The following is a 25,282-nucleotide window of genomic DNA, read 5'->3' on the forward strand; positions in this document are numbered from 1 at the left end:
ATCAATTTTTTATTTTCCTGCCATGACCTTATAGGTTGGGTCTTCCAGAACATTTACCTCTATGATGGCATCTGCATTTGCCAATAGTCGCTTACAATCTTTGCTCAAATGCTTTAGATGAACCTTTTTGCCCACCTTGGCATAGCGTTCTGTAATCTTGTTCAAAGCTTCAATTCCGGACATGTCCGCAACCCTGCTCTCCTGAAAGTCAATGATGATATCGGAGGGATCGTTTTGGATATCGAACTTTTCAGCGAACGCTGTAGTTGAACCAAAAAATAGAGGACCGTATATCTCGTAGGTCTTCACCCCATTTTCATCCACACTTTTACGTGCCCTGATCCGTTTGGCATTTTCCCACGAATACGCCAGTGCAGAAATGATAACACCCAATAATACCGCTACGGCCAAATTATGGGTTACTGCAGTAATCAAAGTAACCAGAACCATAACGACCACATCTGAGGTAGGCATTTTTTTGAAGGTCTTAAAACTGGCCCATTCAAAGGTACCAATAGCCACCATAAACATTAATCCTACCAAGGCCGCCATGGGCAAACGTTCTATAAGGCTAGATCCGAACATGATGAACACCAACAACATGACAGCCGCGGTTATACCGGACAATCGAGCCCTAGCACCCGCAGAGGTGTTGATCAAACTTTGGCCGATCATAGCGCATCCCCCCATTCCAGAAAGGAACCCTGAAAAAATATTGGCCGTACCCTGGGCGATACATTCTTTGTTACCACTACCACGGGTATCCGTAATCTCATCAATTATATTCAAGGTCAAAAGACTTTCAATCAATCCTACTCCCGCAACAATGGCCGCATATGGGAAGATGATTTTAAATGTTTCCAGGGACAAAGGGATATTGGGAATGGACAAAGGAGGGAAACCACCTTTGATGCTCTCTCCCACCGCAATGGTGTCTGCAACAGTCCTCGTGTCTATGCCAAATCCCAAAACTATGGAAGACACTACAACAATCGCCAAAAGTGAAGAAGGAATGGCCTTGGTAATCTTGGGAAAACCCCATATGATTACCATAGTCAATAGGGTTAGACCCAACATGGTCCAAAAGGCGGAGCCAGATAATAGGTCCGTGGTCCCCTTTTCATAAAAATTGGGAAACTGGGCCATGAAAATAATTATGGCGAGACCATTTACAAACCCGAACATTACCGGATGGGGCACCAATCGGATAAACTTCCCAAGTTTCAGTACACCTGCCAATATTTGCAGTAATCCAGCAATGATCACCGTGGCAAAAACGTAGTTCAATATAGATCCCGGGGTTATGTCCGGAAAATTGTCCTTAAGCTCTAGGATAAGTCCCACAAAAATTACCGCTACCGCCCCCGTTGCTCCGGAGATCATCCCCGGCCTACCCCCTAAAATAGAAGTGATCAAAGCCACCACGAAGGCCGCATATAGACCGGTTAAGGGAGAAAACCCAGGTATAAGAGCAAAGGCTATTGCTTCCGGAACCAGGGCAAAAGCAACCGTAAGTCCCGATAATATTTCTGTTCTGTAATTAACCTTCTGGGAAAAATCAAATAGATTTAAATACTTCTTCATCAATCTTTGAATAAATGATTTATTGCAAGCGGACAAACATCTTTGAATAAGCCACTTTGAGCATTCCCAAATAAAGCAGCGTCTTCTTGTAAAATGACGTTGCTGATTATGGAATGATATTATTAATTAAGCGGGCAAAAATACCAATTTTACCTGGTTAAAGCCATTATTCTCTATTTAATAGGGAGATTTTTTCCTTATTTATGGAATGTTGAAGATTTAGCATAACATTTTGAGCATACCTCAACCTTTCACCCTAAAGAATTCAATATTAAAACCTTATCCCGATCACCACTGAGTTCCAGCGTCAAAAAAGGGAAGGACAGTATGCTTAATTCGCAATACTTTAAATGATCGGCTTTGCCAACTTAGTAGATACAGCACAAAAAAGCCCCGGTAGCAGACACGGGGCAATTTTCAATTAAATAAACAACCAGAATTTTAAGTATTTCTCGTACAGCCCATTGGTCGCACCACAAGGGATAACCTAACAGACAGCAATCAGATTTACCGTCATTTTTTTACCATTTTCTCCCTGTTCAAAACACTGTTGGTTTCTGCGTGTAGGGCGATACTCATTTTTTTAAGTACATTTGAAAAGAATAATTTTTCAATGAAAAAAGATTTACAGTTTGCTGTTTTAGGAGGGGGTAGTTGGGCTACCGCTATTGTGAAAATGTTGACCGAAAATTCAGATCAGGTCTATTGGTATATGCGTAATGAAGATGCCATAAACCATATAAAAACACAAAAACACAATCCAAATTATTTGAGTTCAGTGGAATTCCATACGGAAAAACTCAATCTAACCAGTTCCATTGATATTGCGGTAAAACACTCTGATGTTTTGATCTTCGCCATCCCTTCCGCATTTTTAAATTCCGAGCTATCCAATCTTACCACATCCTTAAAGGATAAGATAATATTTTCTGCCATTAAGGGTATTGTGCCCGAAACGGGATTGATTGTAGGGGAACATTTCCATGAAAAATACGACATTCCATTTGAAAATATAGGGGTTATCACGGGGCCATGTCACGCGGAAGAGGTTGCTTTGGAGCGATTGTCCTACCTCACTATCGCCTGTGCCGATAAATCCAAGGCACAATTGGTTGCCAAGCACCTAAGCAGTGAATATATCAAGACCAAAATATCTGATGATATCATTGGAACGGAATATGCAGCGATGCTCAAAAATATATATGCCATTGCGGCCGGTATTGCCCACGGTTTGGGTTATGGCGACAACTTTCAAAGTGTGCTAATGAGCAATGCCATTCGGGAGATGAAACGCTTTATCAAGCGGGTACACCACATGAAGCGCAACATTAACAATTCGGCCTATTTGGGGGACCTATTGGTAACGGGATATTCCGTATTCAGCCGTAACCGTATGTTCGGAAATATGATAGGAAAGGGATATACCGTAAAGAGTGCTATGATGGAAATGAGCATGGTGGCAGAAGGGTATTATGCCACAAAAAGTGCCTATCAATTGAACCAAAAGCACAAAAAGAAGTCGAAGACCCCAATTATGAATGCTGTTTACGAAATACTTTACGAGAACAAGAATGCCAAGGTGGTCTTTCAAAAACTAACTGATAAATTGGATTGATCAGGGGTTATAACGTGACCGTAACCACAAAGGACGTTCAAATTTACTTGGTGAAATCGTACTCCCGCTCCACCAAACAAACCCTGACCTTGTACCAACTATACCAATTGGCAATTCCCTTTTTCTGGGCCATCAGGTGATCCGTATGTTTTTTCCACTGGGCTATTGCTTGTAGATCCTTCCAGTAACTCACGGTAATTCCAATTTCTTCCCGTGCACTTTCGAGCCCCAGAAAACCAGGTTGTCCTTGGGCGAGTTGCTCCATTTCTTTGGCCATTGCCGCATAGCCTTTGTCCCCATCCGTTCTGGTTGAGGTAAAAATAACCGCATAATATGGAGTCTGTGGTTGCATTTCTAGGTCAAATATTCCTTTTCCGTAAAGTACCCTACCAAGGCCTCTTTCATCAAGACCGATTGCTCCCCTGCCTTTAAGGTGGGTAGTTCTTCTTTGACAATGTAGTGCGGCCACCCCTCCTCGTCAAAATAATCGAACTCATAATAGCCATAGGGCTCCAACAGCCTACAAATGGCTATGTGCATCAAATTTACCTTTTCATCTTTCTTGAACGACCTATGCAATTGCCCCAATTCCTGAACTCCAACCAAATATATGATTGCATCCAGTTCCAGTGGGTCTCCATCCGCAAATTGTGCCGATAACTTGGTCACCAACAGCTCCCACCGCTCTTTTAATTCAATATCTCTTGCCATGACTTTTTTTGTAGCCCCAAAGGTACAAATCAAAACTCTATATTTGTGAAAACACAGTCATATGAGTTTTTTGGATATCGTATTGGGCCTTTTGTTACTTTTCGGACTTTTTAAAGGGCTCAAGAACGGCCTTTTAATAGAAATAGCCTCCCTTGTGGCGCTTGTCGCCGGACTTTATGGCGCTATTCACTTTTCTTATATTGTAGGGGAATTCCTTTCGGAACATCTTCATTGGAATGAAAACTATATAAACCTTACAGCTTTTATCATCACCTTTATCATTATTATTCTATTGGTTTCCATGATAGGAAGACTACTGACCAAAATAGTGGATTTTGCCATGCTCGGACTACTTAACCGGATTGCAGGTGGTATTTTTGGCATACTCAAGGTCGCTGTGATTCTCGGTGCCTTTTTTATTTTTTTTCACAACTCCGTTTTTAAGTTTGGCCTTGTCAAAGAAGAGGCCCTCGAGTCATCGGTACTTTATGAACCTGTCAAGGAAATAGGAGCCTTTGTTTTTAGCAAGGTGCTGAGACCGGAAAAAACATTGGATGAATCCCAAGAACATATCACTATTTAAGGGGGTGTTATTCTTTTTTTATACTCATCGTATTAAAAGACACCTAAAACTGAAGTTCCTATTACACCACTTCTTCGGAAATTTCAGGAATTTTTTCATGGATATATATCTCGGCTTATTTTTCCAAACCTTTGGATTTACATTTTATTTTCAAAACATCATATGTATTAAATGAACCATTCTTCATCGTATCCGTTTGGTCTATCAACAGTACTCCCCTTAAACCATTAAAAAAAATTAATTTATATTGTAGCTTTTAAAATGGCTTTTTAACAATTCCCCCTGAGTTAAATTGGATTTTATGTTATTAAAATTTAATTGAAGTTCTATAATTGTTGGTCAATACATCTTCATCGGATGGAACAAAAAATTAAAATAACATAACCGAATCCAATACACATGTTCTTAAATTCAATTAACAATTTTAGAGCAATAGCCATTCTCTTCATTGTTGCAGGACACTGCTTTTATATTTCCAATATTCAATTTGGAGATATTTGGGGTCCAATTATCTACAATCTAATCAATGGAGGGACGGTTTTTTTTGTATTTATTTCGGGCTTTCTATTTCATCATCTTTTTTATAAAAAATACAAATTCAATAGCTTTTTAAAGTCCAAATTTAAAAGGCTATTTTTACCGTACACCATTCTTTCCATAGCCCCGATAATTTTAAGTTTTAAGTTTAAACCAAATTTCTGGATTGATGGTTCATCCACTTTTACTACTGGCATACTACATGTTTATGCTATCCCTGCCTTGAAGTATTTTCTTAGCGGAGAGCATATGGTAGCCTATTGGTATATTCCATTTGCATTGCTCTTGTTTTTATTTTCACCAGCACATATTGCCTTTATAAAATTGAATGTAAAAATTCAGCTTGGTGTTTTATCTTTATTGTTTGTCATTTCTTCATTGATTCACAGGCCGTCTGAATATTTAATGGTATTTCATTCCTTACTCTATTTTACGCCAGTTTATCTCTTTGGTATTTTATGTTCAATCCATAAAGAGTTGATCTATCTCAAATTAAAAGGAAAAGATTTGATGCTTCTCACTTGTGCTTTAGGTTTTGCTGCCTTAGAAGTTTACTTTGGAAACAAGGGGAATTATTTTAAAGAGTTCTTTGTATTTAATGGAGTTGATTTAATGCTAATCCAAAAGACACTACTTTGTCTATTTTTTATGGTATGGTTGCACAGATATGAGCACTTTTCAAATAAACATGTAAATATTGTTGCTACGACCAGTTTTACCATATTTTTCCTTCATGGATATTTTTTATGGATCCTGAATTACACCAAATCCTATTTTGGCATTCATTTTTCATACCCTTGGATAGCCTATCTCTTCATTTCATTATTTCTATTATTAATTAGTGTTTGGACCTCATTGATTGTGAAGAGACTCCTGCCAAAATATTCAAGGTATATCATAGGATATTAGACACTTTCTTAAAGCATTTTTGATCCTTTTAGCCCCTATAACTCAGCTAAGACCACATTACGCTAAATTTAGATTAAAAACCTAAAACTGAAGTTCCTCATACACCACCTCTTCGGAAATTTCAGGAATATTCCCTCGGTATTCCTTGCCCCTTAATTTCCCAACAGTGTAGGCCTCCAATTCTTTTTCAGGATATGGGACGATCAAGGTTTCCAGTTGTTTTTTGTCCAATTCCCCATGGACGGGGTTCAACCACTGATCTTCCAATGCAGGGGGCAGTATGAGTGGCATCCTTGGACCTTTCAATTTTGGATTATTATGGATGTTGTCCATCATGGAATTTCCGTTGGTGGTGACAATGGAAAAAGTGTTCATTGACGTTTTGGATTCCTTATCGTACCATTCGCTCCACAATCCAGCCAACGCCATGGGCTTGTGATCCCTTGATCGAATAAAAAAAGGATATGTTTTTCCTTTGAAGTGATGGTGCTCGTAAAAACCATCAATATAAATGAGACAGCGACTGTTGTTGGCAGCTTCCCTAAAGGAGGGTTTTTCAAAAATGGTCTCCCCCCTGGCATTGAGGGTATTGTTCCAAAGCTTGGTCAGTTGTACCCGGTCTTTTACCCAATGCGGCACAAGCCCCCAAGAGGACACTTCCGGAAAATCAGGGGAGCGATCGGTATAGATGAGGATTTTTGGGTGGTTGAAACCGGTAGCATGGTGCAATGGAAGATCTGTCATTGGCACCAGCTCCTCGAGGATTTCTTCCATAGCTTTCTTATCACCACTTCTTCTGGCGCGGTTGAGCTGGGCTTCCAAACTGGCTTTTATATCGTAGCACATAATAAAGATCCTAATTAATACACGTTGAGGTTATTTTTTAAAGTTATCATTTTTGTGCTAATCAGAAAAATTACAACCCCTCCCAATTTTACAATAACCCAAACTCAAATCCATATTGATCAGAACTCCGAACAAATGTAAGAACACTATTACAACCCTTAAATTAAGGCCTCCTTTCGCCGAAATAATGAGCCCATTTATCCCTTATCTTAAAAATTTTTAGTATTATTACATTGTTGTTGACCCCAAATCAACAGAACAGAAAGGCCCCCATTCCTCACTACCTACTTAGCGACTGAACATACCTACTTGCGATTGAGCACTTTATGAAAACAAGGTTACACTTGGCTGTGACGGTATTGTTCGTTTTGTTGTTATCTTCCTGTAACAAGGAATCCATAGACGAAAATTACGTCCCAAAAGCCGAAAATGCAGTTAGCGTAGAACAGGAGTTACTGGTCATGGTCAATGACTACAGGAGCTCATTGGGATACCCTAGCCTTAATTTTAGTGAGGTGGCCTATGACTATGCCAATGACCATACCGATTATATGATTGCCATGGGAAAAATTAACCATGACAACTTTAGTGCAAGAGCCTCCAAAATTTCTACGGAAGCGAATGCCTCTGTCGTTGCCGAAAACGTAGCCAAGGATTATGCATCTGCAAAAAAGGCATTTGATGAATGGATGGCAAGTGCCGGGCACAGAAAAAATATTGAGGGCGATTTTTCCCATACCGCGGTTAGCGTTAAAAAAGACAAGGCCGGCAATTTTTATTTTACCCAATTGTTCTACAAGTAGCCGTCCAGAAAGCCACTAACTTTTCTTAAATTAGCAGGAGTCTTTTGAAGTATCCAAACGAAGGGTACGGAAAGGGCCGAGCAATAAATACAAGCAACATTATGGCCATACAGCAACCGTTCAATTTGAACAAATGGATTGAAGAGAATAGGGATACGTTAAAACCTCCTGTGGGAAACAAAAATCTCTACAAGGATGCTGGTGATTATATTGTTATGGTAGTTGCCGGGCCCAATGCTCGAAAAGATTACCATTACAACGAGACAGAGGAACTTTTTTATCAATTGGAGGGCAATATTGAAGTACATATACAGGAAGACGGTATAAAAAAGACCATGAAATTAGGGCCTGGGGACATGTACCTCCACCCAGCCAATGTGCCCCATTCCCCTGTTCGCGAAAAAGGATCCATTGGTCTGGTCATAGAGCGCAAAAGATCGGCCATGGACCTTCAGGACGGTCTGCTTTGGTTTTGCGACAATTGCAACCATAAATTATACGAGGTCCGTTTCCCATTGCACAACATCGAAAAAGATTTCTTGGAACACTTTAAAACATTCTATAATTCCAAGGAGCTGAGGACATGTGATAATTGCGGGACGGTAATGCCTGTGGATGAACGCTATATCGCCAAAGATTAACCCAATCGCCAGATATTGTACCCTGTCAGAAAAATCTTCTTTATATTTGATATTAAATTAAATAATGAGTAAATTATCTCATGTTTGGCAAGGAAAGTTTCAAGTACCTTATTATTATATTTTTAGGGGGGCTAGCTTCCTGTTTTCTTTTTTATTCCGCCAACCAAAGGCGTATCACCCAAAATAATTTTATCGTCAACAACGCTATTGCAAGGGCGAACCTGAAATTCAACAAAGAATTGGGCAAGGCCAATATTGTGATAGAGTCCATGGCTTTCTTTTTCAAAAACAATGACAGCGTTTCCCTAAAACATTTTGAAGAGTTTACCAACCCCTTTATCATAGGCTTACCGGGAATAAAGGCATTGGAATGGGCGCCCCGTATCAAATATGACCAAAAATTGCGTTTCGAGAAAACACAACAAAAGGTAATGGACAGTACGATACGTATTTCTAAATTGGACAGCGTCCTGGGATTGGTGGAGGTCGATAGAAAAGAATTCTATTTTCCAATTGAATTTGCCAATCCCGTTTCGCATCTCAGAAATGTTGTGGGTGTTGATCTATCATCAGACAGCAGGAACGCCTTCACTTTTGCACTGGCCAACAGGACCAGAAACATCGTTTTCTCCCAGCCCATTAATCTAATTACTGCCGAAAAGAACAATCATTATGGTTTCTTGGTATTAAAAGCCGTGTATGGCAACAATGAAAATGAGGTAAAGGGTTACGTCCTGGGGGTGTACGATATGACCGACTACATCGGGAAAATCTTGGACACGGAACTTAAAATCTTGGATATAGTAATCGTGGATCAGGATGAAAACAAAACCCCGTTATTTACCAGTTTCGACCAAAGCCAAAAAATAGACATTCCGGCCGCCTTGCGACAAAAAGCATTGAAAGTAGCCAACAGAAAATGGCACATACAATATTTTGCTAAAGAAGGATACGCTACTTTTCCCCACACTAGGGAGTCCTATTTTCTTTTGCTCTTCGGCTTCATGATCACCTCCATGTTGGGTTTTATAGTGTATAAGAATGATAGCTACCAAAATACCCTGGAGGCAAGGGTAAGCCAAAGGACCATGGAGCTGGAAAATTCCAATAAGGAAAAAGAAAACCTGCTTCAGGAAATCCACCATCGGGTAAAGAACAATTTACAGATGACCTCCAGTCTTATCAATATCCAAAAGAGAAAACTGACAAATAAAGAGGCCATTACAGCGCTGGAGGACAGCCAGTCGAGAATTATGGCCATTGCGTTGACCCACCAAAAAATCTACCAGGATGAGAACTCAAAAACTGTAGATCTCAAAGACTATTTAACGGACCTAATGGTGTATCAAAGAAAATTGTTGCCCACAGTGAAATATTCCATCATTTGTCCTGAAATTTCCCTAAATCTCGACGTGGCAGTGCCTATTGGACTCATTCTTTCAGAGTTGGTTACCAATACCTTGAAACACGCCTTTGAAATATCTTCCGAGGACAATCAATTACATATTGTGGTCACGCAAGAAACAAAAAAAGAAGGCATAATAACCATTGTACTTACAGACAATGGCAAAGGTCTGCCCAAAAATTTTGACCCCGCAAAAACCGACGGGATCGGTTTTAAAATAATCAACTCCCTTTGCAAACAGATTTCCGGTGAACTTAACTATACCAGTAACGGCCAAGGGACAAGTTTTATCCTTTCAGTAAAAAATCTGAAGAATATCATCTAACTTCCCCAAAAATCAGTTTTCCTTTCCTTTTCATACTAAGGTTAATTGCATAACTTTGTGAAATTCTAACATTTATTGTAAAAAAAGTTATAAAATGTCAAAAATAGCTACAACTTTCGGGATCCAAGAAGCTCTAAAACAGCTTGGAGTCCAAGATATAAACCTAGGAACCTCTACAGGTTCCGATAACTTTTCATCAGGTGACGTAATTGCCTCACATTCCCCTGTAGACGGTGCGTTGATTGCGAAGGTAAAAACCACCTCCAAGGAGGATTACGAAAAAGTGATGCAAACGGCTACCTCTGCCTTTAAAACTTGGAGGACCATGCCTGCGCCCCAACGTGGCGAAATTGTTCGCCAGTTCGGAGACAAACTGAGAGAACTTAAAGAACCACTGGGAAAATTGGTTTCCTATGAAATGGGCAAATCTTATCAAGAAGGTCTTGGCGAAGTACAAGAAATGATCGATATCTGCGATTTTGCCGTTGGACTATCCAGACAACTGCACGGCCTGACCATGCATTCCGAGCGTCCTGGGCACCGCATGTACGAACAATACCATCCATTGGGGGTTGTTGGGATCATCTCTGCCTTTAACTTTCCGGTAGCTGTATGGGCCTGGAATACCGCCCTAGCTTGGGTATGTGGTGACTGCTGTGTTTGGAAACCTTCTGAAAAGACCCCTCTAACTGGGATCGCCTGTCAGAATATTGCGGCGGCCGTTTTTAAAAAGAACAATTTGCCAGAAGGCATATCCTGTTTGATCAATGGGGATTACCGCGTTGGGGAATTCATGACAAAAGATTCAAGAATACCTTTGGTTTCCGCTACGGGGTCTATCCGCATGGGTAAAATTGTAGCGCAAGCTGTTGCAGCTAGACTGGGCAAATCACTTTTGGAATTGGGCGGCAACAATGCAATCATCGTTACTCCGGATGCCGACCTAAAAATGACGGTGATCGGAGCCGTATTCGGTGCGGTAGGTACCGCTGGTCAGCGCTGTACCTCTACCCGTAGATTGATCGTGCACGAATCCATGTACGACAAGGTCAAAGACGCTATTGTTGCAGCATATAATCAATTGCGCATAGGAAATCCTTTGGACCAAAACAATCACGTAGGACCTTTGATAGATACCGATGCCGTTAAAATGTATCAAAATGCCCTTAAAAAAGTAGTGGAAGAAGGAGGAAAACTTATTGTGGAAGGTGGCGTTCTTGAAGGAGAAGGTTACGAAAGCGGATGCTATGTTAAGCCCGCCATAGCGGAAGCCGAAAATTCCTTTGAAATTGTCCAACATGAAACATTTGCCCCCATACTTTACCTTATTAAATATTCTGGGGAGGTGGACAACGCCCTTGCCATTCAAAATGGGGTGGTTCAAGGTCTTTCATCAGCAATCATGACCAACAACCTCAGAGAAGCCGAAAAATTCCTGTCCGTAAATGGAAGCGATTGTGGAATAGCCAATGTTAACATAGGTACCTCAGGAGCTGAAATTGGCGGTGCCTTTGGAGGTGAAAAAGAAACCGGCGGAGGCAGAGAATCTGGATCCGATGCCTGGAAAATATATATGCGAAGACAGACCAATACCATTAATTACACCACGGAACTGCCATTGGCACAAGGGATAAAATTCGATCTATAGCCATCACCCCTATCCGTTAAAAATAAACCCACCTTGCCTTCTGGAGATCCCCTGAAAGTAAGGTGGGTTATTCGTTGCAACTAATTTCAAATAGATGTTCCCGGTTCCTGAATTGGAATTAAAAAACCCTACTCCATCCAAAGTTTATTGGTTATTAGAATAGGGTCTTATTCCGAAAAAACAGTAGTAATTTCCGCAAAATCATCATTGAAACATCCCGGCATTACATAATTGGAAGGAAAAATTGTACAAATGACAATTTATAGCATATATTCTCTTTATGTACCCTGGCCACCTCTACCGATGAAGAAACACATAAGTATCTGACCAACAATAATTAAACTTGTTTATCCACATTTTATATGGATTTTTTAATACTTTAGGTCAAATAACCAAACCCACAACCAAATGACCAACAAAGAACCCTTTTCATATCCCTAGAAATCATTTAAATGATGACTACGGCCTTTGCACCCAATAGGATGAAATGGCGGGTTGCCGTAATCAACCATCACAGGAACCATATCCTGACCTGCCATTCAATACCAACCACCTAAACTTAAAAATATGAATTTTGAACACCTGACCACCTCCAGTTGGCTTTTATTGGCCATGTTTGGTATCATCTGTACCATTTTTGGATACGTATGGGGCAAAACTGCCCCAAAGGATCCTTCCCTATCCAGAGAGCTTAGTACCTTGCGGGAGCGCACTAAAAACTTGCAATTGGAACTAGAGACCTGCAACAAACAATTGACCTCCATGTCGGAGGCCGAGGTTGCTTCCAAACCAGTAAAAATACCACCCCCCCAAAATGTCCGAGTTTCGTTCAACGCCGAACTGGCCAAGGAGTCGTTTGGCAAAAAAATTAAACTGGACGATTTAAAAGTAATTGAAGGAATTGGACCCAAGATTGAAAAATTGTTCCACGACCATGAGATTAGATCATGGGAAGATCTTTCAAAAGTATCCGTGCACAAATGCCAAGAAGTATTGGATTCTGGAGGGGACCGATATAGAATCCACAACCCCGGATCTTGGCCCATGCAAGCAAAAATGGCTTCCGAGGGAAAATGGAAGGCCTTGGCCAGATGGCAGGAAGAGCACAAAGCAGGGAAACTATAACATCAAAAAAAAACCGGTTCAAATTGAACCGGTTTTTTTTATTATAATGTTCCGTTTGCCTCAACCCATTTAAAATGGTACTGATCTTCAGGGAATTTCATTCTTTCTGAAATCCGTTCCAATCTGGCAGGTAATTTCATCAAATAATCACGTGCTTTTTCAGCATCATCGGATAAGCTTCTAATGTTATCCAATTCCCAGTAGGCATTTAGTTTTTTAAGAATCTCCACATAATCCTGAGCCGTGTAAACACCCAATCGCTGTGCACAATTGGAGAAGTTCTCAAATGCGGTTCCTATGGATCCACCGGACTCCCTTAGAAAATGGGCGGGCATCACAATCTTCTTTTTCATCATATCGGCGAAGGCCAACATCATTTGACTGGGATCATGCTCAAAAATGGTCTTGACAAATTCCCTATATGCCAAATGGTGGCGCATTTCGTCACCTGCTATGATGGTACACATCTTACCAAGCAAAAGATTTCCCTTTTTCTTGGCCATTTGACCTACTCTTTTGTGCGATATGTTGGTTGCAAGTTCCTGAAAACTGGTATAGATAAAGTTTTTGTAGGGATCACGGTCGGTTCCAATGTCAAAGCCATCAGCTATAAGATGCTGGGTAGTGATCTCCACCTCCCTCATATTTACCCTACCTGATAGGTATAGGTACTTGTTCAGGACATCCCCATGTCTGTTTTCTTCGGCCGTCCAATGACGCACCCATTTGGACCATCCATTTTTATTTTCTCCGTGCTGGTCTATACCTTCCACATCCATCAACCATGATTCATAGGTTGGCAATGCTTCTTCAGTGATGGTATCTGCCACCATGGTTACCCAAAAATCATAGCCCAATTCTTTGGCCTCTTCCCTTAATTGGGTAACATCATCCAAGAATTTATCACTCTTGTTGTCCGGCAAAAAGTCCGTTGGCTGCCATATCTCTTCAATGGGAATAAGGTAAGAATCGATAAACGAATCTACCTTGCTCTCAATGGCCCTCATCACTTCTATTCTAACGTTTTTTGCGGACATAATTTCTTTTTTACAAATATCTCTAATATTATTTTAAAAGACATATAAAAGGGCGTTAATTTTAGTTCCTACCAGTCTCTTCCGGATAAAATGTATGCACCGGTTCACTTTGCCAGTATTCTTTGGTATCCACATCCATTATGGAGAGGGGCCCCTTGAAGGCTGCACCGGTATCAATATTCCATACATTGGCCGCCCTATGGGGCAAAGTTTTCCCTATTCTAGTGACAGGTGTATGACCAATGAAAATTTCCCTATAATGGGTAAGTCGCTTGGGATATAATGTATCCCCAGAATTCAGATTGGGATTGAGGGACAGGGCCAATTCCCAAAGTGTACGGTCCCAATAAAAGGTCTTGGAGAAATATTCGTGTTCTATGCCGTTTAAATTGGTGAACCCTGCGTGCAAAAACAGTTGGTTTTGGGGGTTCAGATGAAAATTCTCCAAATTTCTATAAAAGTCCATATGAATCCTTTTAATACCCTCATCAACCTCAGCGTAAGACGCTGTAGTGGACCTACCCCCATGCTGGAACCACAACGGATTGTCTTTTCCCTGACTCAGCCATTCAAAGCACAACTCATCGTGATTCCCCCTCAGAAAGGTGCACTGGTGGGAATCTTTTAATTCAATCAAGAAATTAACGGTCTCCACGGCCTGGCTCCAACCATCTATATAATCTCCCAAAAAAACCAAATGATCGTCTTGGGTCACCTTGGCCCTTTCCAAAACTTGGACCAATGCTTTTAATCCTGAATGTATATCTCCAATTACTAATGTCCTCATGCTACAAAAATCGCAATTACAATATTGTTATTCGTTAAAAACAAGATAAAATGATCCTATAAAAAGGAAGAAATTGAACATGGTACCTATTTGGAACAATACCCTAAAATTCCTGCCATTTTATTCAAATGGGTCAGTATCCCTTTAAAAAAGTAACATCCAAAAGGGATATTCATTAATTTAAGCACGAAATTTTGAATCGGAAAGGATTTGCGTTTACTTTGAGAACCAAAACCAACTAGCTATTATGAAGAAGGTATATTGCATAGGAGAATTGTTGATCGACTTCGTTGCCGAAAAGCAGGGCAGCGATCTATCAAAAGCCACAGATTTTACCAAAAAAGCCGGAGGCGCCCCTGCCAATGTTGCCTGTGCAATTTCGAAACTGGGCGGTGACAGTTCTTTTATAGGCTGTGTGGGAAAGGATCCTTTTGGCACTTTCTTATTGGATATTCTGGAAAAACACGGTGTGGATATATCCATGGCACAGCGATCTTCAACGTTTACAACCTTGGCCTTTGTTTCCCTGGCAGAAGACGGGGAAAGGGATTTTATGTTTAGTAGGGGAGCAGACAAGGAATTACAGTACAATCCGGACTATAGAAAAAAGTTCAAAGACAATATCATTCATCTAGGAGCCGCCACAGCACTACTTGGTGGCCATCTTGAAGATGCTTACAAGCACTATTTTTTTGATGCGCTTTCCCAAGGTGCCTTTATATGCTTTGACCCGAATTTCCGGGGGGACCTCTGGAAAGGGAAAGAAAATGTATTTGTAGAAAAGTGCCTTCACTATATAGAAAAAGCTGACCTGTGCAAATTCAGCAAGGAAGAGGCTCAATTACTTTCCGGTAAGGAGGATCTGCACGAAGCATGTGATTATTTGCACAATGTTGGAGCCAAAGCCATAACCATCACCTTGGGCGGAGATGGCACGTTGCTGAGCACATCAAAAACAAAACAGAATATCAAAAGCATCAAGGTAACTCCCGTGGATACTACAGGGGCCGGAGATGCTTTTATTGGCTGTCTCCTTCAGCAAATCGCTGCATTGGAGGATTTCCGACCAATTTTAGAAGATGATACACTCTTGGGCAAAATGGTACTTACCGCCAATAAAGCAGGTGCCATAACAACCACTAACTATGGCGCCATTGAATCTTTGCCCAATCTGAAACAACTGCAGCAATAAAATGAACCAGTTATCACTACATCAGTTATTGGCCACAAACCAATTGAAAAAAAAGAAAACGACAAGTCCAAATGAATTGTTCGACCTTCGATTGGCCACCAATTCAACCTTGATCAAGAACCTCTTTTTTTCCCTTTATCCGGAGAGTGAACATACGGCTACTTTTGAAAAATTATTGTCGCTTTTGACTCAACTGTTTCAAGAGAGGCCTGAGGATCTGAAAAAAATAGATCTGGAAAGATTGAAAAACGGAAATTGGTACCAATCCGAACAGATGATGGGGATGCAATTGTATGTAGACCACTTTAATAAGGACATTAAAGGCCTGTCTGAGAAAATTGGTTATTTTGAAGATTTGGGGGTGAATTTTCTTCATTTAATGCCCATTACCAAAAGACCTAAGGAAGAAAATGATGGGGGTTATGCCGTGAACAGCTACCATGAGGTAGACAAAAAATACGGCACCAAAGAAGATCTTTTGACGCTGACCAAAAAACTGCGGTCCAAGAACATGTACCTCATGTTGGACTTTGTAGTGAACCATACTTCCGATGAATTTGAATGGGCCAAAAAGGCCATGAAAGGGGATAAAAAGTATCAGGAGTATTATTACACCTTTCCCGATAGGACCATTCCAGATCAATTTGAAGAAACGCTCCCCGAGGTATTTCCGGAGACAAACCCAGGCAACTTCACCTATAACCACGATATGAAGCGATGGGTAATGACCGTTTTCAACTCCTATCAATGGGATCTCAATTACGCCAACCCGGAGGTTTTTTTGGAAATGCTGGGCAACCTCATGAAATTGACAAATATGGGGGTAGATGTGGTCCGCTTTGATGCGCTGGCATTTCTTTGGAAAAAAATGGGAACCGATTCACAGAATCTACCGGAGGCCCACCAGCTCATAGCGTTATTCCGTATGTGCCTGCAGACCGTAGCCCCAGGGGTTATATTATTGGCAGAGGCCATCGTATCCCCCACCCAGATCATCAAATATTTTGGGGAGGGCGACATGAAGGGCAATGAATGTGAAGTAGCCTACAACGCGACCCTGATGGCACTGTTGTGGAATTCCATGGCAACAAAAAAAACGGTTTTATTGTATAAAAGCCTGCAATACCTGCCGCAAAAACCAAAGGAAGCCACTTGGATCAATTATATCCGGTGCCATGATGATATTGGCCTGGGGTTTGACGATAATGACATTTACAGCATTGGATGGGACGCAAAGGAACATCGTAAATTTTTGCTGCACTATTACTGCCAGAAACTGGATTGGTCCCCTGCCAAGGGACTTATGTTCATGTACAATCCAAAAAATGGCGATGGTAGGATAACGGGAAGTGCAGCCTCCTTGCTAGGTCTTGAAAAAGGCTTGGAACAGCAAGATGAAAAACTGGTTTCCCAAGCCATTGCAAAAATCATCACCATGCACAGCATCATTTTGTCCTATGGTGGCATGCCCTTGATCTACGCCGGAGATGAAATTGGAACCCTCAACGATTACAGCTACCAAAAAGAGAACAGTAAAAAAGATGATAGCAGATGGGTTAACAGGCCAAAACAGGATTGGGATGCCATTTCCCATTTAGAGAAAGGAAGCACCCCTCAATCACATATCTACCATTCCTTGAGGAAATTGATAGGAATCCGCAAGAACAACCCCATTTTTGCAGATCAAAATAACCTCATCTTGCACCAGCATCACAACCCTCACCTTTTGATCTATGAGCGTACTTCCGCAGATCATAAAAACCTTTTGGTCATTTGTAATTTTGATGACCATATACATGGGGTTGAGAAATCATGGATGGAAAGGGTCGGCTACGGAGAAGAAACTGGTATTGGGGATCTGGTCACCGAACAACCCATTCATTTTCAGAGCAACCATTTGGAAATCGGCGCCAATGAATTTTATTGGATAGTGCGCAATTAGTTGTAACGAACCTTTCTCAAAATACGCAATGATTCTTTAAGGGACAGGTACGCCTTGGTGTCGTATTCCCTCAACAATGGCCTGGCGTCCTCCATCAGCTCCTTCGCTTCTTCAAAGCCATTGAGGTAACAAATAAGGTAGGTTGCCGGAAGTTGTTTGAGGTCCGTTTTTTCGCTATTGGTCAGATCCAACCTTTTCTGAAGTTTTTGGAGGAGGGCATTGTTGGCATTGAAAATATGGTGCAATGTTTTCTTGTCGTACTGGGGTGGTTCAAAGATAAGATCGCTCTGTATTTGGTAGGTCCCATTTTCCGAGAAAGTTATGACCACTTTTTCCAAAGGGTAATATTTTTGCTGGGACCCCAGGCCCAATTGAACATACTCCATGGTGGAAAATGAATGCTCATCAAAAGTTATGGTGATCTCATCCAAGGCGGAATAAAACAATTTCACCTGTTCATTGATCAATTCCACATCGACCCGTGAATAATAAGTTTCATTATTTACCCTTTTTTCGTTTCCTGCCCAACAGACCACAAATTGTTCTTTAAAGACTTTGTAATTACTGCTAAGATCCTTGTGCCTATGGTTGATAAAATCAATAACACCGGCCAGGGTGAACTCAATATTGTTTCTGGCATGAAGCTCCAAGGTGGCCACGGTTTCCGAATTGATGTCCCGAAGGTGCACATCAAACGCTTTGGGCATGCTTATACTGCCCTCTCTAAAGAAAACAGAGCCCCCGTAGTATTTCCAGATATTTTTTCTCAGCGCACAGACCTTGCCGTTGGATTTTATGGTGACCAGACCTACCACTTTCCCTTCCGGTAAGTGTGGGAAGGGTATATTTTCGTAGGAGATCAGCGGGGGGTTATCCAAATAGGCGTTCACCAGATTTTGAATCTTACTGTCATCAAAGAAGTCGACCCCCACAATCTTGTTGTCCTCATCCTCCACTCCAATAACAATAAAGGAATTGTTTGCAGGATTGCTGTTGGCCAGGGCACAGACATGTTTCAAAAATTTGCCTTTGCCCTCCCTTTGCCCTATGTCTATAAAACGCTTTTTATCGTAAAAGCTGTTCTCGTCATTATGGGCGAGAAGATTTTTTACCAATAAGCGTTTATTGATCATGCCTCTTTTTTATTGATAATTGTACTACTAGCCTGGGCTGTGGGCATCACGATCAGATCGGCAATGTTTACATGGTACGGCCTGGTGACCACAAAGTGGATGATATCCGCTATGTCTTCCGGCCTTAATGGCTGATATCCCTTGTAAACGGTCTTGGCCCTTGTTTCATCACCTTTAAAACGAACATTACTGAATTCTGTCTCTACCAAGCCGGGATTCACTGCCCCCACCCGTATGCCATATGGGTTTAGATCCATACGCATTCCTTGGTTGATGGCATCTACGGCATGCTTGCTGGCACAATACACATTGCCCTTCGGGTACACCTCTTTGCCCGCCGTGGAACCAATATTGATGATATGCCCGGATTTCTTGGCGACCATTTTCGGGATAATTGCCTTGGAAACATACAAGAGTCCCTTCACATTGATATCCATCATGGCATCCCAATCCTCCAGGTTCCCATCGTTGATGGGTTCCAACCCGTGCGCATTCCCGGCATTGTTGATCAAAATATCTATTTGCGCAAATTCCTCTGGCAATGATTCCATGGCCGAGGATACAGCCTCCTTATCGCGGACATCAAAATTTAAGATATGCACCTTGGTCTGTGCCCCCAGTTCTTTGTGTAAAGCCTCAAGTCTGTCCTGTCTTCGTCCACAAAGAATCAGGTTGATCTTGTTTGCCGCAAAAATTTGTGCGGTCGCCTTTCCAATTCCACTGGTTGCCCCAGTTATCAATGCTGTTTTAGATCCCATAATCTGTATTCAAAATATTCTTGTCCGGTCTTCCCTACTGCCTATCTTTATAAAATTTATGGCACAACGTGTCCTTGGCTTGCCTCCAATAATTCGAACCAATCTTCCAACTCCAAGTGTATGTCGGTAGCCGCAACAGCATCTTTCAATCTACTTGTATTGGATGTACCCACTACCGGATGAATTTTTGCAGGATGGTGCATCAACCACGCCAAGAGCAATTGACTTGCGTCTGCATCATATTTCGCGCTAAATGGTTCAAAGACTTTTTTGATCCTTTGTTTCTGATCACCTTCCCCTTTAAAATAGGACCCTAATGGGCTCCATGCCATTCCAAAACGCTTGTTGGCCAAAATATCGTCCAAAGTTCCGTCGTACATGACCTTATTGGCGGTCAAAGAAAATTCTACCTGATTGCCCATTACCGGAATGGCTGTTTCCAACAAGGCTATTTGCGAGGGTGTAAAATTGGAGACCCCAAAATCCTTTATTTTTCCATCTTTGCGCAATTGTCCAATAGCTTCTGCAACCTCCTCCGGCTGCATTAAGGGACTTGGCCTATGCAACAAAAAAAGATCCAGATAATCGGTCTTTAGCTTCTTTAGGGATTGCTCGGCTGACCAAACTATATATTCTTTGGAATAATTGTAGTGTTTTATCTTATTGCCCCTTGTTTTCCCGGTGTGTTGAATCCCGCATTTACTGATCAGCTGTATGCTTGTTCTGTCAATGTTGCTTTTACCCAGTGCATTGCCAAACTCTATTTCGTTGGTATAATCGCCATAAATGTCTGCATGGTCGAAAGTAGATATCCCAATGTCCAGACAGTGCTGCATCAAATCGATCATTTCCCCAGTGGTCAGCTGCTTTCCCCAACTTCCCCAAGTCATAGTCCCTGCTATGATTTTTGAATAATTCGTAGATTTTTCCATAGGTTGGTGAAAATAGAAAATAAATCCCTTAAATACTTCATAAAAATAAGGGGTTTGCGCAACTTTTAACCAATCATTAACAACCATTAAATAAATAAATCTTCAATTTGCATGAGAATTTAAGAGTATTATTGTCAGGGTTTTAATTAAAATGTTTTATGGAAGAAAATACGACTGTTGATATCAGCGCTGTAAATGAGAAGATTGCAAAGGAAAGCGCTTTTATAGACCTTTTAATGCTGGAGATGAACAAGGTCATCGTCGGTCAAAAATACATGGTAGAAAGATTGCTCATTGGACTTTTGGGCCAGGGACATATCTTACTGGAAGGTGTTCCAGGACTAGCCAAGACATTGGCCATAAACACCCTATCAAAAGCCGTGCACGGCAGCTTTAGCCGAATACAGTTTACCCCAGACCTCTTGCCAGCCGATGTGGTTGGTACCATGATATACAATATGAAGGTCAACGATTTTTCAATTAAAAAAGGTCCAATTTTTGCCAATTTTGTTTTGGCCGATGAGATAAACAGGGCCCCTGCAAAAGTGCAATCTGCCCTATTGGAGGCCATGCAGGAAAAGCAGGTGACCATTGGGGACGAGACTTTTATCCTGGACAGACCCTTCTTGGTGATGGCTACCCAAAATCCTGTGGAACAAGAGGGAACTTATCCACTTCCCGAAGCCCAGGTGGACCGTTTTATGTTGAAGACGGTTATTGATTACCCGAAAATAAAAGAGGAACAGTTGATCATGCGCCAAAACCTACAAGGTGGTTTTGAAAAAGTCAACCCAGTAGTTTCCTTGGAACAGATATTAAGTGCACAAAAAGCAGTTCGCGAGGTGTACATGGACGAGAAAATAGAAAAATATATTCTGGATATCATTTTTGCGACCCGTTACCCGGAAAAATACAACTTAAAAGACCTAAAACCACTCATTAGTTTTGGGGCATCTCCCCGAGGTAGTATCAATTTGGCAAGTGCCGCCAAATGTTACGCCTTTATAAAGAGAAGAGGATATGTTGTCCCGGAAGACGTGAGAGCTGTTGTTCACGATGTACTTAGGCACAGAATTGGTATTACCTATGAGGCAGAAGCAGAAAATGTCACTTCTGTTGACATCATCAACAAAATAGTAAATGAGATAGAAGTGCCTTAGCGCCTTGTTCCAAGTTTCTTGTTCTTAAACTGTAAACTGGAACCGTCCATCTTTTGGACAAAACCCTAATTAGGCCAATGGATACTAAAGAATTACTCAAAAAAGTTCGAAAAATTGAGATAAAGACCCGGCGTCTCTCCGATCATATCTTCGGAGGGGAATACCACTCTACTTTCAAAGGGAGGGGAATGACGTTCAGCGAGGTCAGGCAGTATCAGTTTGGAGATGATGTCCGTTCCATTGATTGGAACGTTACCGCGCGATATAACGAACCTTTTGTAAAAGTTTTTGAAGAGGAGCGGGAACTTACCATGATGCTCATGGTGGATGTCAGCGGATCAGAGCTTTTTGGTACCACCAATCAATTCAAAAAAGAAGTAGTTACAGAAATTTCGGCCACCTTGGCCTTTTCCGCCCTCCAAAACAACGATAAGGTGGGTTTGATCCTTTTTTCTGATGACATAGAGTTGTTCATCCCTCCCAAAAAGGGAAAGACTCACGTTCTAAGGATCATCAGGGAGCTTTTGGAATTTCAGCCAAAGAGCAACAAGACCAATATAGCAGCGGCCCTAAAATTCTTGACAAACGTCATGAAAAAGAAAGCCATTGTATTTATGCTTTCGGATTTTATAGATGAAGATTATCAGCAGACTATCCGTATCACAGGAAAAAAACACGATGTAACGGGGATCCGTGTGTATGACGAAAAGGAAGAAACCATTCCCAATTTGGGCATGGTGCAAATGCAGGACGCCGAGACAGGGGAAATTAGACTTATAAACACCAAATCCAAAAGCGTGAGAATGGCCTACGGGAAGTTCCATCAAGAACGTGTCCGATATTTTGAAGATGTCTTTACCAAATCGGGCTGTGGGGTACTGAGCTGTAGGGTAGATGAGAGCTATGTGAAGAAATTATTGGGCTATTTTAAGCGAAGGGGATAATACGAATGGAAAACAATAGATTAAAAATAACTTCATTGTACAAGGGCATGGCCTCAAAATTTTGCCTGGCAATAGCACTGTTCCTGGGTGGAATGGCATTTTCCCAATCCACTCCCTCCGTAGCTTCAGAAATTGATGTCAACAGCATTAAAATTGGAGAACAGGTAACCTATACAATTAAGGTGGAAGCAGACTCCACGGCCCAAATAGTATTTCCAGAAGGCCAGACTTTTTCTCCTTTGGAAATGGTGGAAGCCATAATGTCCGATACCGTGCGCAAATTGGACAGGATGACCCTCCAGAAAATTTATGCACTAACCCAGTTCGATTCTGGCGCCTACACCATTCCAAGGCAGCAAGTTGTGATCGACGGAAAGAATTATTTTACGGATTCCGTAACCATAGCGGTTGCCAACGTTCCTGTGGACACCTTGGCTCAAAAGATGTACGACATCAAGCCCTTGCTTGAAGTAGAAAAAAGCAATATTGATCTTTGGAAAAATGCCTTGTGGATATTGTTGGGATTATTGATCTTAGGTGGTTTGGTGTATTGGTTTCTGATCAGAAAAAAACCGCTTACCGAAGAGGAAAAAGTAGCCCTTCTTCCCCCTTTCGATCGTGCGCTCCTAGAATTGAAGCGATTGGAAAATTCCAAATATATCATTCAGGACGAGTACAAACAGTATTACTCGGAATTGACAGACATTGTTAGGTCCTATTTGGAGGAAGACGTTCACGTATCCGCTTTGGAAAGTACAACCGACCAGTTGATAGAGAAACTGGAACTGATGAAAGATGCGGGGGAACTGAAATTGGACGACGAAACCATAGATCAGTTCAAAAAAGTGCTGCAAACGGCGGATTTGGTAAAATTCGCGAAATCGAAACCGGAAACCTCGGTGGCCGAACAGGACCGGAAAGTCATCGAACAAATTGTGATCAAAACCAAGGAAGCCCTACCGGAACCGGATGAAGAAGATCTCATGCAGGATGAAGAATATTTGGAAGAGATTTCCAGAAAAAAACAAAGAAAAAAATGGACCATGGCGGCTGCCGTGACCGTTGGTATAATTTTTCTATCGACGCTCTTGGCCATTGCATATTATGGCTGGACACCTGTGAAGGATACCGTAATGGGCCACCCTACCAAAGAATTATTGGAAGGGGATTGGCTTAACAGTACCTATGGCTATCCCCCTATCAGCCTGGAAACTCCCAATGTTTTGATAAGACAGGACTTAAAATTGCCTCCCGAGGTAAAGGCAACCGTTAAGGAGGCACAGGCTTTTGCCTTTAGTGACCCGGATGCCATGTTTTCCATAGGTGTGAGTTCTACGACCTTTTCTTCCCAGGACACGGAGCCAGATTTTCAGAATTCCGTGGAACAGGTACTCAAGAGCTTTGAAGCCAAAGGGGCCAAAAATATAACGACCAAGCAAGAAGAATTCAGGACCATATCCGGAACACTGGGCGTTAAGGTGTACGGAAGTGGCAAGTTCACCCTACCCCAATCAAGTAAGGAGGTAAATGGACAGTACGCCATTATTATTTTTGGCGGGAAAGGTTTCCAACAGCAGATTATTCTGAATTGGTTGGAAGATGACCCATATGCAGAAAAAATTGTGGATAGGATCACTCATTCCATAGAAGTTAAAACAGGAGCTTAATGTTAGAGAATATACAATTTTCGAACCCTCAATTCTTCTGGTTGCTATTATTGCTGCCAGTAGCGGGAGTGTGGTATTTCTTGAAACGGAAAGATGAAACGGCCTCCCTAAAAATATCGAGTATCAAAGGATTCTCAACGGACAATTTTCTGGCCAAAATGAAACCCGTGCTTTTCGGATTGCGCTTATTGGCATTGGCTGCCATTATCACGGCCTTGGCAAGGCCACAGACCGAAGACATCTCCTCCAGAACCAAAACGACCAAGGGGATAGATATCGTTATGGCGATTGACGTATCATCAAGTATGTTGGCCCGGGACCTAAAGCCCAATAGGTTGTCCGCCCTTAAGGAGGTAGCAGCAGATTTTATTCGAAAACGCCCTAATGACCGAATAGGTTTGGTGGTATACGCCGGGGAAAGTTTTACCCAGACTCCAATAACCAGTGACAAGACTATTGTCCTGAACGCCCTGAGGGACATCACCTACGGACAGCTCAATGACGGAACCGCCATTGGAATGGGCTTGGCCACTTCGGTCAATAGGTTAAAGGAAAGCAAGGCCAAGAGCAAGATCATCATTCTTTTGACTGATGGTGTCAACAACTCAGGGTTTATAGAGCCGCAAACTGCTGCGGAACTTGCCGTGGAGTTTGGTTTGAAGACCTACACCATAGGATTGGGGACCAATGGAAATGCCCTTTCCCCAATTGCCTACAATCCCGACGGGACCTTTAGATATGGCATGAGGCAGGTGGAAATAGACGAAAAACTGTTGGAGGAAATCGCCGATGCCACAGGAGGTCAATATTTCCGGGCAACCAACAATACCAAGTTGGAAGCCATATATGAGGAAATAAATAAATTGGAAAAGACCGAAGTAGAGGAGTTCAAATATTATAAATACGAAGAGAAATTTAGGTCATTCGTACTGTTGGCAGGTTTTTTACTGCTATTCGAATGGATATTGAGAAATACAATTTTTAGGAGTTTTATATAG

General features: G+C 41.6%; 23 protein-coding genes. 14 read left to right on the forward strand and 9 right to left on the reverse strand.

Going from position 1 to position 25,282, the window contains the following annotated elements; genetic code table 11:
• Positions 1-9 precede the first annotated feature (9 nt).
• Positions 10-1,584: a SulP family inorganic anion transporter gene (locus WAA86_RS00965; protein ID WP_337299095.1), complete on the reverse strand. Its 1,575-nt coding sequence runs from the start codon at positions 1,582-1,584 to the stop codon at positions 10-12.
• A gap of 613 nt (positions 1,585-2,197) precedes the next feature.
• Here WAA86_RS00965 and WAA86_RS00970 point away from each other — a divergent pair.
• Positions 2,198-3,199, forward strand: a complete 1,002-nt coding sequence (locus WAA86_RS00970; RefSeq protein ID WP_337299096.1) for an NAD(P)H-dependent glycerol-3-phosphate dehydrogenase — start codon at positions 2,198-2,200, stop codon at positions 3,197-3,199.
• 43 nt (positions 3,200-3,242) lie between these two features.
• Here WAA86_RS00970 and WAA86_RS00975 read toward each other — a convergent pair whose 3' ends face one another.
• Positions 3,243-3,551, reverse strand: coding sequence for an antibiotic biosynthesis monooxygenase family protein (locus WAA86_RS00975; RefSeq protein WP_337299097.1), 309 nt, complete (start codon positions 3,549-3,551; stop codon positions 3,243-3,245).
• 2 nt (positions 3,552-3,553) lie between these two features.
• Positions 3,554-3,910 (reverse strand): hypothetical protein, encoded by a 357-nt coding sequence (locus WAA86_RS00980; RefSeq protein WP_337299098.1) that lies wholly within the window; start codon positions 3,908-3,910, stop codon positions 3,554-3,556.
• Between the two features lie 61 nt (positions 3,911-3,971).
• Here WAA86_RS00980 and WAA86_RS00985 point away from each other — a divergent pair, with 61 nt between their 5' ends.
• Both WAA86_RS00985 and WAA86_RS00990 read left to right on the forward strand, forming a co-directional pair.
• Positions 3,972-4,493 (forward strand): CvpA family protein, encoded by a 522-nt coding sequence (locus tag WAA86_RS00985; RefSeq protein WP_337299099.1) that lies wholly within the window; start codon positions 3,972-3,974, stop codon positions 4,491-4,493.
• 399 nt (positions 4,494-4,892) lie between these two features.
• The gene (locus WAA86_RS00990) at positions 4,893-5,939 is read left to right on the forward strand and encodes an acyltransferase family protein (RefSeq protein WP_337299100.1); all 1,047 of its coding nucleotides are present in this window, start codon (positions 4,893-4,895) and stop codon (positions 5,937-5,939) included.
• A gap of 81 nt (positions 5,940-6,020) precedes the next feature.
• Here the strand turns inward: WAA86_RS00990 and WAA86_RS00995 are convergent, their stop codons facing one another.
• Positions 6,021-6,785 carry an SOS response-associated peptidase gene (locus tag WAA86_RS00995; RefSeq protein WP_337299101.1) on the reverse strand — a complete coding sequence of 255 codons (765 nt, stop codon included), beginning with the start codon at positions 6,783-6,785 and terminating at the stop codon, positions 6,021-6,023.
• Between the two features lie 326 nt (positions 6,786-7,111).
• Between WAA86_RS00995 and WAA86_RS01000 the strand changes: the two genes are divergently transcribed.
• From WAA86_RS01000 to WAA86_RS01020, 5 genes are all read left to right on the forward strand, one after another.
• Entirely contained in the window at positions 7,112-7,588 is a 477-nt protein-coding gene (locus tag WAA86_RS01000; protein WP_337299102.1) for a CAP domain-containing protein, read from the forward strand.
• A gap of 101 nt (positions 7,589-7,689) precedes the next feature.
• Positions 7,690-8,229: a 3-hydroxyanthranilate 3,4-dioxygenase gene (locus tag WAA86_RS01005; protein ID WP_337299103.1), complete on the forward strand. Its 540-nt coding sequence runs from the start codon at positions 7,690-7,692 to the stop codon at positions 8,227-8,229.
• An 80-nt stretch (positions 8,230-8,309) separates the two neighbouring features.
• Positions 8,310-9,959, forward strand: a complete 1,650-nt coding sequence (locus WAA86_RS01010; RefSeq protein WP_337299104.1) for a CHASE domain-containing protein — start codon at positions 8,310-8,312, stop codon at positions 9,957-9,959.
• Positions 9,960-10,053: 94 nt separating this feature from the next.
• Positions 10,054-11,607 (forward strand): L-piperidine-6-carboxylate dehydrogenase, encoded by a 1,554-nt coding sequence (amaB, locus tag WAA86_RS01015; protein WP_337299105.1) that lies wholly within the window; start codon positions 10,054-10,056, stop codon positions 11,605-11,607.
• Positions 11,608-12,174: 567 nt separating this feature from the next.
• The gene (locus tag WAA86_RS01020; protein ID WP_337299106.1) at positions 12,175-12,732 is read left to right on the forward strand and encodes a hypothetical protein; all 558 of its coding nucleotides are present in this window, start codon (positions 12,175-12,177) and stop codon (positions 12,730-12,732) included.
• 41 nt (positions 12,733-12,773) lie between these two features.
• On the opposite strand, the gene WAA86_RS01025 is transcribed toward WAA86_RS01020, so the two are convergent.
• Complete coding sequence (locus tag WAA86_RS01025; protein WP_337299107.1) at positions 12,774-13,769, reverse strand: acyl-ACP desaturase; 996 nt, start codon at positions 13,767-13,769, stop codon at positions 12,774-12,776.
• Between the two features lie 61 nt (positions 13,770-13,830).
• On the reverse strand, positions 13,831-14,556 hold the full coding sequence (locus WAA86_RS01030; RefSeq protein WP_337299108.1) for a metallophosphoesterase: 726 nt from the start codon (positions 14,554-14,556) through the stop codon (positions 13,831-13,833).
• A gap of 247 nt (positions 14,557-14,803) precedes the next feature.
• Here WAA86_RS01030 and WAA86_RS01035 point away from each other — a divergent pair, with 247 nt between their 5' ends.
• Positions 14,804-15,748: a carbohydrate kinase family protein gene (locus WAA86_RS01035; protein WP_337299109.1), complete on the forward strand. Its 945-nt coding sequence runs from the start codon at positions 14,804-14,806 to the stop codon at positions 15,746-15,748.
• A 1-nt stretch (position 15,749) separates the two neighbouring features.
• Positions 15,750-17,690, forward strand: a complete 1,941-nt coding sequence (locus WAA86_RS01040; protein WP_337299110.1) for an alpha-amylase family protein — start codon at positions 15,750-15,752, stop codon at positions 17,688-17,690.
• Here WAA86_RS01040 and WAA86_RS01045 read toward each other — a convergent pair.
• Genes WAA86_RS01045 through WAA86_RS01055 form a run of 3 tightly spaced genes read right to left on the reverse strand, consistent with a single transcriptional unit; the run spans position 17,687 to position 20,513 of the window.
• The gene (locus tag WAA86_RS01045; protein ID WP_337299111.1) at positions 17,687-18,823 is read right to left on the reverse strand and encodes an ATP-binding protein; all 1,137 of its coding nucleotides are present in this window, start codon (positions 18,821-18,823) and stop codon (positions 17,687-17,689) included. The two genes, WAA86_RS01040 and WAA86_RS01045, sit on opposite strands and share 4 nt — an antisense overlap.
• A complete protein-coding gene (locus tag WAA86_RS01050; RefSeq protein WP_337299112.1) occupies positions 18,820-19,581 on the reverse strand; it encodes an SDR family NAD(P)-dependent oxidoreductase in 762 nt (253 codons plus the stop codon). The genes WAA86_RS01045 and WAA86_RS01050 overlap by 4 nt, the downstream gene beginning before the upstream one ends.
• 56 nt (positions 19,582-19,637) lie before the next feature.
• On the reverse strand, positions 19,638-20,513 hold the full coding sequence (locus tag WAA86_RS01055) for an aldo/keto reductase (protein ID WP_337299113.1): 876 nt from the start codon (positions 20,511-20,513) through the stop codon (positions 19,638-19,640).
• Between the two features lie 158 nt (positions 20,514-20,671).
• Here WAA86_RS01055 and WAA86_RS01060 point away from each other — a divergent pair, with 158 nt between their 5' ends.
• From WAA86_RS01060 to WAA86_RS01075, 4 genes are all read left to right on the forward strand, one after another.
• Complete coding sequence (locus tag WAA86_RS01060; protein ID WP_337299114.1) at positions 20,672-21,673, forward strand: AAA family ATPase; 1,002 nt, start codon at positions 20,672-20,674, stop codon at positions 21,671-21,673.
• Between the two features lie 77 nt (positions 21,674-21,750).
• Complete coding sequence (locus WAA86_RS01065; RefSeq protein ID WP_337299115.1) at positions 21,751-22,617, forward strand: DUF58 domain-containing protein; 867 nt, start codon at positions 21,751-21,753, stop codon at positions 22,615-22,617.
• Between the two features lie 5 nt (positions 22,618-22,622).
• Positions 22,623-24,284, forward strand: a complete 1,662-nt coding sequence (locus tag WAA86_RS01070) for a BatD family protein (protein ID WP_337299116.1) — start codon at positions 22,623-22,625, stop codon at positions 24,282-24,284.
• Positions 24,284-25,282, forward strand: coding sequence for a vWA domain-containing protein (locus tag WAA86_RS01075; protein ID WP_337299117.1), 999 nt, complete (start codon positions 24,284-24,286; stop codon positions 25,280-25,282). Before WAA86_RS01070 ends, WAA86_RS01075 begins: the two co-directional genes overlap by 1 nt.

The organism is Sediminicola sp. 1XM1-17 (assembly GCF_037203765.1).
Taxonomy (GTDB): domain Bacteria; phylum Bacteroidota; class Bacteroidia; order Flavobacteriales; family Flavobacteriaceae; genus Sediminicola.